General features: G+C 65.8%; 11 protein-coding genes and 1 pseudogene. 4 read left to right on the top strand and 8 right to left on the bottom strand.

Going from position 1 to position 12,872, the window contains the following annotated elements; all coding sequences use genetic code 11:
- The first annotated feature begins 9 nt into the window (after positions 1-9).
- The 4 genes from AC5RV3_RS10735 to AC5RV3_RS10720 all read left to right on the top strand — a co-directional run bounded on the left by AC5RV3_RS10735 (position 10) and on the right by AC5RV3_RS10720 (position 4,387).
- Positions 10-1,383, top strand: coding sequence for a glutamine synthetase family protein (locus tag AC5RV3_RS10735; protein ID WP_494122110.1), 1,374 nt, complete (start codon positions 10-12; stop codon positions 1,381-1,383).
- Positions 1,383-2,141, top strand: coding sequence for a gamma-glutamyl-gamma-aminobutyrate hydrolase family protein (locus AC5RV3_RS10730; RefSeq protein WP_494122109.1), 759 nt, complete (start codon positions 1,383-1,385; stop codon positions 2,139-2,141). Before AC5RV3_RS10735 ends, AC5RV3_RS10730 begins: the two co-directional genes overlap by 1 nt.
- Positions 2,120-3,496 carry an aldehyde dehydrogenase family protein gene (locus AC5RV3_RS10725; protein ID WP_494122108.1) on the top strand — a complete coding sequence of 459 codons (1,377 nt, stop codon included), beginning with the start codon at positions 2,120-2,122 and terminating at the stop codon, positions 3,494-3,496. The genes AC5RV3_RS10730 and AC5RV3_RS10725 overlap by 22 nt, the downstream gene beginning before the upstream one ends.
- Before the next feature lie 84 nt (positions 3,497-3,580).
- Complete coding sequence (locus AC5RV3_RS10720; protein WP_494122107.1) at positions 3,581-4,387, top strand: 3-oxoacyl-ACP reductase; 807 nt, start codon at positions 3,581-3,583, stop codon at positions 4,385-4,387.
- Here AC5RV3_RS10720 and AC5RV3_RS10715 read toward each other — a convergent pair.
- The 8 genes and pseudogenes from AC5RV3_RS10715 to AC5RV3_RS10680 form a co-directional block, all read right to left on the bottom strand.
- Positions 4,382-4,591 (bottom strand): annotated as a pseudogene (locus tag AC5RV3_RS10715) (3-hydroxybenzoate 4-monooxygenase); the annotation flags it as partial. The gene AC5RV3_RS10720 and the pseudogene AC5RV3_RS10715 sit on opposite strands and share 6 nt — an antisense overlap.
- Before the next feature lie 55 nt (positions 4,592-4,646).
- Positions 4,647-5,222, bottom strand: coding sequence for a CueP family metal-binding protein (locus tag AC5RV3_RS10710; protein WP_494122106.1), 576 nt, complete (start codon positions 5,220-5,222; stop codon positions 4,647-4,649).
- A gap of 123 nt (positions 5,223-5,345) precedes the next feature.
- On the bottom strand, positions 5,346-7,244 hold the full coding sequence (locus AC5RV3_RS10705) for an FAD-binding monooxygenase (RefSeq protein ID WP_494122343.1): 1,899 nt from the start codon (positions 7,242-7,244) through the stop codon (positions 5,346-5,348).
- A gap of 300 nt (positions 7,245-7,544) precedes the next feature.
- Positions 7,545-8,327, bottom strand: coding sequence for an SDR family oxidoreductase (locus AC5RV3_RS10700; RefSeq protein ID WP_494122105.1), 783 nt, complete (start codon positions 8,325-8,327; stop codon positions 7,545-7,547).
- Positions 8,328-8,617: 290 nt separating this feature from the next.
- Positions 8,618-8,902 carry a DUF1540 domain-containing protein gene (locus AC5RV3_RS10695; RefSeq protein ID WP_493977268.1) on the bottom strand — a complete coding sequence of 95 codons (285 nt, stop codon included), beginning with the start codon at positions 8,900-8,902 and terminating at the stop codon, positions 8,618-8,620.
- A gap of 138 nt (positions 8,903-9,040) precedes the next feature.
- Positions 9,041-10,258: an MFS transporter gene (locus AC5RV3_RS10690; RefSeq protein ID WP_494122104.1), complete on the bottom strand. Its 1,218-nt coding sequence runs from the start codon at positions 10,256-10,258 to the stop codon at positions 9,041-9,043.
- A gap of 85 nt (positions 10,259-10,343) precedes the next feature.
- The gene (locus tag AC5RV3_RS10685) at positions 10,344-11,051 is read right to left on the bottom strand and encodes a matrixin family metalloprotease (RefSeq protein ID WP_494122103.1); all 708 of its coding nucleotides are present in this window, start codon (positions 11,049-11,051) and stop codon (positions 10,344-10,346) included.
- Between the two features lie 478 nt (positions 11,052-11,529).
- Complete coding sequence (locus AC5RV3_RS10680) at positions 11,530-12,819, bottom strand: MFS transporter (protein ID WP_494122102.1); 1,290 nt, start codon at positions 12,817-12,819, stop codon at positions 11,530-11,532.
- Positions 12,820-12,872 lie beyond the last annotated feature (53 nt).

Genomic DNA, 12,872 nt, shown 5'->3' with positions numbered 1-12,872 from the left:
AGAAAAATTATGACTCCACATCCGCGCAGTGACAGGATGCTCACCGTCGAGCAGCTACGGGAAACTATCAAGACCGGGGAGATCGACAGCGTCATCGTCTCATTCACGGACATGCAGGGACGGCTGCAGGGCAAGGTCATCCACGGCGGGTTCTTCTTGGACTCCGCGCTTGAGGACGGATCCGAAGCCTGCAACTACCTACTGGCCGTTGACACCGAAATGAGCACTGTGGGCGGCTACGCCATGACCAGCTGGGACAAGGGCTACGGCGACATGGAGTTCGACCTGGATTTGGATACGATCCGCCGAGTTCCCTACCTGGAAAAAACCGCGATGATCCAGGCCGACCTCAACTACACCACCGGAGAGCGCGTGGCTGTTTCCCCGCGCAGCATTCTGCGTTCGCAGCAGGAAAAGGCGGCAGGGCTCGGCTTCAAGGCCGTGGCGGGCACCGAGCTCGAGTTCATGATCTTCAACACCAGCTACGAGGACGCCCAGAACGGGCATTACCTGAATTTGACGCCTGCGAACCTGTACAACGTGGACTACTCCATTCTCGGCTCCATGCGTGTGGAGCCCCTGCTGCGCGACATCCGCAACATCATGTTCGAGGCCGGGATGACTGTTGAATCGGCCAAGGGCGAATGCAACTTCGGCCAGCACGAGATCGCGTTCCGCTACGACGACGTCCTCACCACCGCGGACAACCACACCTTCTATAAGCTTTCCGCAAAGCAGATGGCGGCCCAGCGCGGCCAGGCCGTGACCTTTATGGCCAAACCCAATGAACGCGACGGGTCGTCCTGCCACATCCACATGTCCCTGCGCGGCCTCGACGGCGATCTCGCCTTTTGGGACGCGGACCGCGGCGAGCGTAGCGCGCTCTACGACCACTTCATTGCAGGCGTGCTCGCGACCATGCGCGAATTCACCCTGTTCTACGCGCCCAACATCAACTCCTACAAGCGATTCGCCAAGGGCTCCTTCGCACCAACCGCCGTCGCCTGGGGGCTGGACAACCGCAGCTGTTCGGTACGCCTCGTCGGAGAGGGGCCATCGGCCCGGATGGAAAACCGGCTCCCCGGGGCGGATGCCAACCCGTACCTCGCACTGTCCGCCATGCTGGCGGGCGGACTCTACGGGATCGAGCACCAGCTGGAGCTTCCGCCCATGATGGCAGGCAACGCGTACGATTCGGATGCGGAACACGTTCCGCACACGATGGCGGAGGCGTGTGAACTGTTCGCGAACTCCGCGATAGCCGCCAAAGTCTTCGGGCAGGAGGTCGTGGAACACTACACGCACTACGCCGAAGTGGAAATCGATCAGTACAACGCGGCCGTCACGGACTGGGAAGTCCGCCGCGGATTCGAACGCCACTGATGGGACGCCCTGTGCAGGTCAGGCCAAGAATCGGCCTGACCACCTATTGGCAAGAGGCGTCCTGGGGTGTCTGGTCGAGTCCTGCCGCCATTGTTCCGGGCAAGTACGTGACAGGCGTCGTCGCCGCAGGGGGCACGCCGCTGCTCTTGCCGCCCATGGGCACCGATGAATCAGTCCTGGAGGTGTTGGATGGCCTGATCGTGATTGGCGGGGTGGACGTCGACCCCGCTAACTACGGGGCCGAACCGCACCCCAGCACCGCATTCCAGCCCGAACGCGACGACCACGACATCCGGCTGACGCGAACGGCACTGGACGCGGGACTTCCGCTGTTCGCGATCTGCCGCGGCGCCCAGATCCTCAATGTCGCCCTCGGCGGAACCCTTTACCAGCACGTTCCCGATCTGCTGCCCGAATCGCGCTACCAGCCCTCACCGGGCGAATTCGGCACAGTGGAATTCGCCACCGCCCCTGAATCGCTCATCGCGGAACTGCTCGGGGAATCCGCCACCTCCCCGTGTTACCACCACCAGTCGGTGGACCGGCTGGGCGAGGGGTTGAAAGCCACCGCCTGGGCTCCGGACGGGACCATCGAGGCCGTCGAGTGCACGCAGGTACCGGGCTGGGCCCTGGGCGTGCAGTTCCACCCCGAGGAAAACCCCGCCGATGCCCGGTTGTTTGCCGGATTCATCACAGCAGCCGTCGCCTACCAGAGAAAACGACAGGAGAACCACGCATGGGCACCGTCACCGTCCTGAACCCGGCAACGGGCCAGGGGATCCGCGAGGTTTCGCTTGCCGATGTTGAAGAGACCGATGAGGCGATCGAACGGGCTGCCGCCGCGTTCAAGACCTGGCGCGCCGTGGCCCCGGCCGACCGCGCGCTGCTGCTGCGCCGGTTCGCCGCTGCCGTGGACGCGGATCTGGAGAACCTCGCCCGCCTTGAGGTCGCGAACGCGGGGCACACGATCGGGAACGCGCGCTGGGAGGCAGGCAACGTGCGCGATGTCCTGACGTACTACGCCGCGGCGCCCGAACGGCACCTCGGCCAGCAAATCCCCGTGGGTGGGGGACTCAACATCACGTTGCACGAGCCGCTGGGCGTCGTGGGCGTCATTGTTCCGTGGAACTTTCCCATGCCGATCGCTGGCTGGGGATTCGCGCCCGCCTTGGCGGCCGGAAACACAGTGGTCCTCAAGCCCGCCGAACTCACCCCGTTGACGGCCATCCGGCTGGGCGAACTGGCGCTCGAAGCGGGGATACCCGAAGGCGTCTTCACGGTGATCCCGGGCAAGGGATCGGTTGTCGGCGAGCGGTTCGTCACGCATTCTGCGGTCCGCAAGGTCGTCTTCACCGGATCCACCCGAGTCGGGAAGGGTATCATGGCGGGATGCGCGGAGCAGGTCAAGCGGGTCACCCTTGAGCTCGGCGGCAAGAGCGCCAACATCGTCTTTGCCGACGCCGATCTGGAAGAGGCAGCCGCCAGTGCGCCGGGCGGGGTGTTCGACAACGCGGGGCAGGACTGCTGTGCGCGGTCACGCATCCTGATCCAGCGCAATGTCTACGAGAAGTTCCTCGGGCTGCTCGAACCTGCAGTGAAAGCTTTCCGGGTTGGGGATCCCGCGGATGAGACCACAGACATGGGACCGCTAATCTCCGCCGGACAGCGGGATACCGTGGCATCCTTCGTGTACGACGGCGAAGGCTTGGCCGGCGCCGAGGTCGCCTTCCAGGGATCGGCGCCGCAGGGCGGCGGCTTTTGGTTCCCGCCCACTGTGCTCACGCCCACCGACCCCGAGGCACGTTCCCTGCGTGAGGAGATCTTCGGACCGGTGGTCGCCGTCGTGCCCTTCGACGATGAGGCGGATGCGATGCGGATTGCCAACGATTCCGAATTCGGCCTGTCGGGATCGATCTGGACCTCGAATGTGGGCCGGGCACTGCGAGTCTCGCGTGGCGTGGAAGCGGGAAACCTCTCGGTTAATTCCCATTCCTCGGTCCGTTACTCGACGCCGTTCGGCGGCTTCAAGCAATCAGGCCTGGGCCGGGAACTAGGGCCGGACGCCTTGGACGCCTTCACTGAAGTGAAGAACGTCTTCATATCCACCCGATAGTGCCCCGCCGTTACGTAAGTGCGCTACCCGCGCAAAAGATCACGAGGACTTATTGAATGCGCGGAACAATTCAAGGAGCATCCCATGTCTGAAACGAACACGGCCCCCTACAACGGGCTTGTCAGCAACCGGCTGCAGGGCCGCAGCGCCGTCATTACCGGAGGAGCTTCAGGCATTGGCTTGGCGGCTGCCAAACGACTTGCCCATGAAGGTGCAAGTGTGGTCATCGCCGACATCTGCTCTGAGGAGGTGGGGACGGCAGCGGCTGAGTCCGTCGGTGGCATGTTCGTGCGCACCGACGTGACGAACGAGGCCGATGTCATCAACGTCTTCAAGACCACTAAGGAGGCCCACGGAAGTGTGGACATCGCCTTCAACAACGCGGGAATTTCCCCGGCCGATGACGCTTCGATTCTGGATACCGGCATCGAGGCGTGGCGCAAGGTGCAGGAAGTGAACCTCACCTCCGTCTACTACTGCTGCAAGCAGGTCATACCGTACATGCAAGAGCAGGGCAGAGGCTCGATCATCAACACGGCATCCTTTGTCGCGGTCATGGGTGCCGCCACATCGCAGATCTCCTACTCCGCGTCCAAGGGCGGGGTACTGTCCATGAGCCGGGAACTTGGTGTTGAATTCGCCCGGCAAGGCATTCGTGTGAACGCGTTGTGTCCTGGGCCGGTGAATACCCCGCTACTCAAAGAGCTCTTCGCCAAGGACCCGGAGCGCGCAGCCCGCCGGTTGATTCACGTGCCACTGGGCCGCTTCGCGGAACCCGAAGAGCTGGCTGCCGCCGTGGCGTTCCTGGCCTCGGATGACTCTTCCTTCATCACGGCTAGCCAGTTTTTGGTTGACGGCGGAATCGCGGGAGCCTACGTCACTCCGATGTAACGGGCAGAAGCCGGTGGTGTCGCAGACACGGGAGACGTGGGCGGACTTGAAGCGCTTGCCGACCGTGAACCCGGTGGCCAGGTCCTGGTGGCTGCGCGCGCCGGTCAGGATCGACTGGGCGTACTCGGTCCTGAAGCCGGCCGGGAACTCAGCGGTCCCTACGTAGAAGTCCTCGAGCTCCGACGGATCGGCGAACTCCTCGGGGTCAGCAGGCAGGCGTAGCCCAAGACCCCCGGCGCGACGGCAGGTCCCGGCGTCCTTAAGTCAGCCGGAGATCCGTGATGCAGGTGGCGCTGCCGTCGGTCGTCGAAAAATCCGCCGAGCCGGAGTGCCCGTCGTAACTCACTTCGATGGTGCCGTGAATGTCGCCGGGAACCCAGAACCCTGCAAACCCGTTGCTGAAGGTTTCAATCCGCTCATCCACCAGCGTCTCCCCGGTGGTGTCGTCGATGATCTTGACGCTCATGTCCTCGTTGCCCAGCTCGCCAAGGCAGGTCGTCAGGCTGTGGTAAAAGCAGTCGTGGGTCTGGCTGAGATGCGGGGCGACCGAGATGTACGAACTGTCCTCCGGCAGCTCCAGCGTCAGCTCGTTGTGGCCGCCGTCTGTGAGGAGTAAATCGCCCTGCCGGACAGATGCCATCAAGTCGGTGGGCCGTTCGTCAGTGTCCAGCCGGTCGAGGTGGTCGATGATGCCAACCGCGTCCATGCCCTCAAGTCCGTAGCCGGCGAGGAACCCGGCGTCCGTGGCCTCCCCTGCGGGGGTAGTTTCGGGGGCCGGCGCACAGGCGGTCAGCATCAGGGCAAGCGCCGCCGCGGCGATAACGGGCCGTTTCATATCCATCTCCTCATGCCCGCGCCAGGGAGTGGGCAGCGCGGGACCAATGGTGGTGGTCTGTCCTTAAGAAAAGAACGACGACGGCACTTTCGCGCCGTCGTCGTTCTTCCATTTTAGGCTGAGTCAGTGCTGCGGCTCGCGGGCCTTTAGCAGGGGCGCGAAGAACCCGGCGAGTTCCGCAGTCGCCGATAGCGGCAGCACGTTCGCCACGTACTGGTCCGGCCGGACCACCACGATGGCGCCGTCGCGGGAGATGCCGCGGACGTCGAAGATGTCCTCGTCCTTGGCGGTACCGAAGACCTTCTCGAGGTTGGTCAGCTGGAACGGGCCCACCTCGGGCTTGAACACGGCGGGCACGGCGTTAATGTCCACCTCTTCGTGATGCTGCTGGTAGACCACCTTCACATCGAACCAGGCGTCGAGGTCGGCGCCCTCCGGCGTGGCGGCGAGCGGGGAATCCGGTGCAGTCACCAGCCACTCGGCCAGGTTCGCAACAGCCGTGGATTCGCCGGCCTTCGCCTGGTCGGCGAAGACGTAGATGCGCCAGCGCCCGTCGGCCTCGGCCAAGTGACCCAGATGCAGCGGGTTCGTGTCGCAGACGCGGGAGACCTTGGCCGACTTGAACCGCTTGCCGACGGGGAAGCCGGTGGCCAGGTCCTGGTGGCTGCGCGCGCCGGTCAGGATCGACTGGGCGTACTCGGTCATGAAGCCGGCCGGGAATTCCGCGGTGCGGACGTAGAAGTCTTCGAGTTCCGTGGGATCGGAGAACTCCTCGGGCTTCTTGGCCATCATCGTCGACCACTCCTTGTCGAAGTCGATCAGGTCCTTGGCCACGACCTGGCGCTCCGCGGAGTAGGTGGAGAGCAGGCTCTCCGGGCTGCGGCCCTCCAGCACGTGGCCCAGCTTCCAGGCGATGTTGAAACCGTCCTGCATGGAGACGTTCATGCCCTGGCCGGCCTTGGCGCTGTGCGTGTGGCAGGCGTCGCCGGTGATGAAGACGCGCGGCGTGCGGGTGCCGACGTCCTCGGGCAGCAGGTCGTCGAACCGGTCCGTGAGGCGGTGGCCCACCTCGTACACGCTGTGCCAGGCGACGCTGCGCACGTCGACCGTGTACGGGGTCATGATCTCGTTGGCCTTGGCGATGATCTGCTCGATCGAGGTCTGGCGGATCTTGCCGTTGTCGTCGTCGGGCACTACGCCGAGGTCCACGTACATGCGGAACAGGTAGCCGCCCTCGCGCGGGATCAGCAGGATGGAGCCGCCGTCGTGCGACTGGATGGCGCACTTGGTGCGGATGTCCGGGAAGTCGGTCTGAGCCAGCACGTCCATGACGCCCCACGCGTGGTTGGCGCTGTCGCCGGCAAGGGTGCTGCCGATCGAGGCGCGGACCTTGCTGCGTGCGCCGTCGCAACCGACCACGTACTTGGCGTGGACGACGCGCTCGGTGCCTTCATCCGGGCCGGCGCTGCGGATCAGCGTCACCTTCACCGGATAGTCGCCCTCGTCGGTGACCTCGAGGGTCTTGAATGCCCAGCCGTAATCCGGCGTCAGTCGGGTGGGCGAGTTGGCCGCGACCTCGGCGAAGTAGTCCAGCACGCGGGCCTGGTTGACGATCAGGTGCGGGAACTCGCTGATGCCCATCTCGTCGTCGACGGCGCGACCGCCGCGGACGATGTGCTTGGGGTTCTCGGTGCCCGGGCGCCAGAAGTTCATCTCGGTGAGCCAGAAGGCCTCGGCGGTGATGCGCTCGGCGAAGCCGAAGGCCTGGAAGGTCTCCACGCTGCGGGCCTGGATGCCGTCGGCCTGGCCGAGGACCAGCCGCCCGTCCCGGCGCTCCACCAGCCGCGTGGTGATATTCGGGAACTGGGCCAGCTGAGCGGCCGCGAGCATGCCCGCGGGACCGGAGCCCACGATGAGCACATCGACCTCGTCGGGAAGCTCTTCGGGGCGGTCGATGCCTACGCCGGCTGCCGGCTTGACGCGCGGGTCTCCGGATACGTAACCGTGGTGGTGGAACTGCACGGGTGTCCTCACTTCTGTTGCCATCTGCGGCCGTCGCCGTTGTTCTGTATTTGAACACCGGGTTCTATAACTGAATAACCGTTCGGTTGCAGATACTGTACGGCAAACATGACGCAGCTAACAAGTAACCCGGGTAACGGAAGGGGCCGGGCGGCGTGGGATCGCGCGTCTGCCCGGATCCCGAACTGCGGTTGGAGATCCTTAAACGAAAGGACGACGGCGGTGCTCGGGCGCCGCCGTCGTCCTCCTTCCGGGGGATCGCCCTCGAATGAGGTGCCGATCAGAACCAGAAGCTATGGATCAGTACTTGTAGGACTGGCCGCCGTCGATCGGGATGACGGCGGCGTTGATGAAGCCGGCGTCGCCGGACAGCAGGAAGGCGACCAGCTGGCCGACCTCTTCGGGCTTGCCGAAGCGCTTCATCGGGTTGGGCTCGACGAAGCCCCTGCCGACCTCTTCCCAGTTCTCCGGGTCCATCTGCTTGAGCGAGCCTTCGACCATCGGGGTCATGATGGCGCCGGGCGCGATGGCGTTGACCTGTATACCGTACTGGCCGTATTCGATGCCGGAGTTGCGGGTCAGGCCGACCACGCCGTGCTTGGAGGCTGCGTAGCCGGACTGGTTGCCGACGCCACGGATGCCGCCGACGGATGCGGTGTTCACGACGGCGCCGGAGCCCTGTTCCTTCATGACCTTCAGGACGTGCTTGAGGCCGTAGAATACGCCGTTGAGGTTGATGGACACGACCTTGGAGAATTCGTCGGAACCGAAGTCCTCGGTGGGATTCTGTTTGCCTTCGATGCCGGCATTGTTGAAGAAGCCGTCGATCCTGCCGAAGCGCTCGACGGCTTGGGCCACGTAATTCTCGACGGCGGACTCGTCTGCCACGTTCGCGGTGACGGTCAGGACGTCGGCGTCCGGAGCGACCTGGCGGATTTCCTCGACCGCATCCTTCAGGCCGGCCTCGTTGAGGTCGACCAGGGTCAGGTTGCCCTGTTCCTTGGCGATCTGCAGTGCTGCCGACCGGCCCAGGCCCGGACCTGCGCCAGTGATGATGATCGACTTGCCAGAGAATCTCTGCATGATACTTTCCCTCTTCCTGAATGGAGTGGGCGCTCGTACAGGTGCCCACATCTATGCAAACGCATAAAAACCGGTTGCATTCCGGAAATGGGTGTGATGTCGGCGACCGCGTCGCGCCAAAGGGTAGGCCCGGGGCATGGTCGGATCAGGGCGGCGGGCTCCGGGCGGCCGACGACGAGTGCGCGGGCACGGGCCATGGCCGTGGCATGCCGGCGCGGCAGGTGGTTCCGCAGGCGAGGGGCCGATGGGAGCGCGGCCTGGGTTATTACGAAACCCGCGCGAGGCCCTCGTTACCGGTGTTCGTACGTGAGGCAGTCCGCGTTGTCCGCGCCGGGACCCACGTGCACTTCCGGCGCCTGGCACATGAGGTGGTCGTTGTGGGTGCACTCGCTCCGCTGGCAGGCGCCGACGCTGGCCAGCACCTTGGGAAGCCCGCCGTGCACACCGGTATCGATGAACGTGGCGCATTCGGCGTGGTTCTCGCCGCCCGCCACGGTGATTGCGGCGGCATTGCATTCGCTGTGATCGTTGAAGGAACAGTTGGTTACTGCGCATTCGCTGACGTGTGAAGTCACGGTCATGGCACTTCCTTCCATCCTGGGGCCGCCCCGGTTGAGCGGCTCCACTCACTACGGTAGGCGCGTTACGGCCGATCAAAAAGGCATAAGACTGTGAGGTAATTGCCGGCACGACGGTAGGCGCCGAGCTCCGGGTCAGGCGGCCGCCCGGCTGGCCGCCCGGCCGTGCACCAGGTAGTACAGCAGGACGCAGGCGAGCATGAGCAGGCCAAGCCAGCCGTACATGCCGTCGAAGCCGGTCAGCGGCACCAGCAGGCCCAGCAGCACCGGGCCGAAGCCGGTGCCGATGTCGAGCATCAGGTAATAGGTGGCCAGGGCAGTGCCGAACCTCCGCTCCGAAACCAACCGGACGGTAATGGCCTGCGTCCCGGGCAGCAGGGTCCCGAACCCGAGGCCGCTCAGCACCGCGGAGACGACGACTATCCAGATGGCCGGTCCGAGCGCCAGCAGCGCCAGGCCGGCGGCGAACAGCGCCAGCGCGGGATACAGCACCACGTTGTCGCCGCGGCGGTCTTGAACCCTTCCGATGCTCAGCCGCGACACCAGCACTGCGGCGGCAAACACCATAAAGAACAGCGCCGCCGCATCCGGCGTACCGGCCGCGTCCGCATACGAGGTCAGGAACGAGAGCAGGCCGGAAAAGGCCAGCCCGCTCACCAGCAGGACCGTGGTGATGGGCAGGACCTCCGGCGCGAATACCTTTCCCAGCAAGGCTGCGGGCGTCCGGCGTTTCTTTTCCGGGTCGCCGCCCGGCCCGCGCTGCTTGACGACGGCGGCCGGCTCCGCCGGCGCTTCGGGCAGTTCCAGGATCAGGGTCACCAGCAAAGCCGCGACGGAACAGGCCGCACAAAAGAAGAACGCGCCCTCGTAACTGCCGTCAACAACCAGTACCACCGCCAGCAGCGGTCCCAAGGCGGTTGCCAGCGTGGTGGAAACGGCAAAGTAGCCGGTGCCTTCACTGCGGCGGACAGGCGGAATCAGCGCCTGTGCACCGGCCGTGACGGCAGTGTTGGCGAGGCCGAAAGCCACGCCGTGGGCCAACCGCAGCACCAACAACGACGTCAGGGAGTCCGCCGGAATATACAAGAGGGAAGCCACGACGAAGGCGGCCAAACTGACCAGCAGCATCCGCCGCCGGCCCGCGTTGTCGATCAGCGGCCCGGCAAAGAACCGCGAGACGAGCGCCCCCACGATGAATGCGCTGGACGTGAAACCGGCCGCGGTGTCGGATGCCAGGAACTGCTGGGCCGCGTAGAGCGCCATGGACGTCATCAGCAGGTAGAACACGATGTAGATGAACAGGTTGGCGCCGATCGCCAGCACGAAGTTCCTGCTCCACAGCTTCTCCTGCATGCGGGCGGCCTCCTTGCCTGCGTAGGCCGGTCGTCGTTGTCCCAGCTCCCCGGATTAACCGGCAGTCCTGATTATGCCGTTGGGCCTATACTTCCGGCACGCACGGTCCGGTGCCCAGCAGCGCCAGGCCGGCCCGGTCGCCGTCGGCCAATGACGTCACGCCGTTTGCTCCGGCAAACATCAATTGCTCCGGATCATCCACGTGCGCCAACCCCAGCACGTGGCCGAGCTCGTGGATGATGACCGCGCGCACATGCTCCCGCCCGTCGGGATACGTGAGGACGTTCCGGAGCGCCGGCGCATCCAAGGTGATCTGGCCCGCGACGAGCACGTGCGGCGTTCCCCGTGCGCCGACCGAGGAGCTGCCACCAAGTCCGGCGATATCGCCGGCGAGTCGGGACACTTCGCTGGGATCCGACCAGGTGATCAGCACCGGCGCCCACCGCTTGCCATAGCGGTCCGGTTGGAAGCGTTCGCGGCCTTCCTCGGCGAATGCCTCGTCGGTATGTCCGTCGTAAAGGAACTGCAGTCCGCTGGCCGCGGAGACCTCGGCGATGGCTTCGTGGATGATCGTGTCGGAACCCGGCGGTGCATTGTCCGGGCGGACCACGTAGTGGATGGGGCGGCAGGGGTCATAGGCGAGGAAGGGCTGCGAGGACCCCGGCGGTGGCGCGTACAACTCGTAGGCGTCCGACTCCTCGACGGCTGGCGGTTGGCCCAGGGGACTGTCGGCGGCTTCGACGCCGCGGGGTGGAATCTCCGCACCGGGAAGATAGGGGGCAACCGCCGGCATGACGTGCCGGCTGAACACACCCGGGGCCAAGCACAGAGCGATGACGAAGGCGATGGCGAGCCCGGTCGACAGGCGGCCGGCGCGGTGCGGGGAGGTGCGCCGCTGGGAGGAGGTGCGGCGCTGCGAGGAAGTGCGGCGCCATGTTGCTCGGTGCCGTGTCTTTGCTTGTGGCCGCGTCCTGCCCGCGGCGAGGCCTTCGTCAGGCCAGGGCGGGGATTGGGTCCCGAGTGCCTCGTCCAAGGCCCATTGAGGAATTCGCCCGCTAGGTGAGCGCCTGACGTCCGGTTGTCTTGGCGGGGTTCTCGCGCCGGGGGACGAGTCCCTTGCCAGTCCCTCTGCCCGGTGCTGCATCTGCTTCCCCCAATTACCCCGATTCGGCCTCGCCGAACGACCACGTAATTATACGATTCATCAAAGGAGATCGACCATAGGGTGCGGCATCTGCCGGTGCTTCCGTCGCAAATAAATCCCGCGGCGTTTACTGCGGCTCGGACGCCCGCACGGCCAGCAGCCCGCCCGCGGCGAACGCCACCGTACACGCGAGGACGAGGAACAGGGGAGCGGTCCAGCCGCCGGTGACCGTGTTCAGCCATCCGGCCACCGGCGGGGCGCAGGTGGCGGCAAGGTATCCGCCCGTCTGGATCCGGGCGGAGGCGGAGGCGGCCTCCTGGTCGTTGCTGGCGACCCGCGGGATGACGGAGAAGATGGCCGTAAATCCACCGCCTTGGGCGATGCCGCCCGTAATCGACCAGAGAATGTAGGCGTCGGGTGCCAAGAGCAGGCCGATGGGGAGTGACATCCACAAGATGGCGATGCCAGCCGTCGGCACCCAGAGCCGGGTTCGTGCTGCCAGGAGCGGCACCCCAAAGGCGCCGACAATCGCGGCAATCTGGAAGAGCGAGGCGGTGGCTCCGGAGGCGGCAATGGACAGGCCGCGGACCTCGGACAGCAGCAGGGGCAGCCAGGTGGTCGTTCCGTAGTAGGCGGCAGACTGGCCACAGAAAGCCAGGGTCAGCAGCCAGACGACCCACCGGTCGCCGCGCCCACCGGTCTTCGGGCGCGGTACCGCCACCGCCCCGGAGCCATCGGCGCCAGCGGGGCTGGCTGCGGCGTTGTCGGCGGGCGGCTCATCGGACGTGCCGTTCGGCCCGGGTGCAAAAGCGGCGCGCCGCCGCCGCGCCGCCGGCAGCCAATAGGCGAGGCCGAGGACGGCCAACACACCCCAGGCCGCCAGTGCCCACCGCCATCCGACGAGCGCGGCGAGCGGTGCGGTGCCCAGCAGGGTTGCCATGGACCCGACGTTCATCGTGGCCGTGTATACGCCCGTGACAGCGGAAACCCGATTCCACGGCACATCGCGGCGGATCAGCACGGGAACCACGATGTTGCCGAGCGTGAGTGCCGCACCGATGATTGCCGTGCCTGCGAGCACCACTGACACCGGGCCCAGGGATCGGATGACGGTGCCGGCCAGGACGCCGCCCAGGCACAGCACCACGGTAGCTTCCGGGCCCCAGCGCCGGATCGTTTGCGTCGCCAGGGGAGTGGCCAGGGCGAAGAGCAGCACCGGCAGTCCCGTGAGCAGGCCCGCCCCCGCGGCCGACAGGCCGGTGTCGGCACGGATGTCCCCGACGACGGCGGTCGGCGCGATGATCGGTGCGCGCAGGCTCAAAGCCAGAACGACAATGCCCAGGATCACCCACGGCAACGCCGGCCGGGAGGCGAATGCGCGGACCGTGGCTGGCTCCTTCGGGTCGTAGGGCGGCAACGGGAAATCTCCCCAGCCACCCTAGCCGAAGCGATCGGTGCCTCCGCCGGCTT

Source organism: Arthrobacter sp. Y3221114, assembly GCF_059092625.1.
Note: the sequence above shows the minus strand (reverse complement) of the source record. Positions and strands in the feature narration are given on the sequence as shown.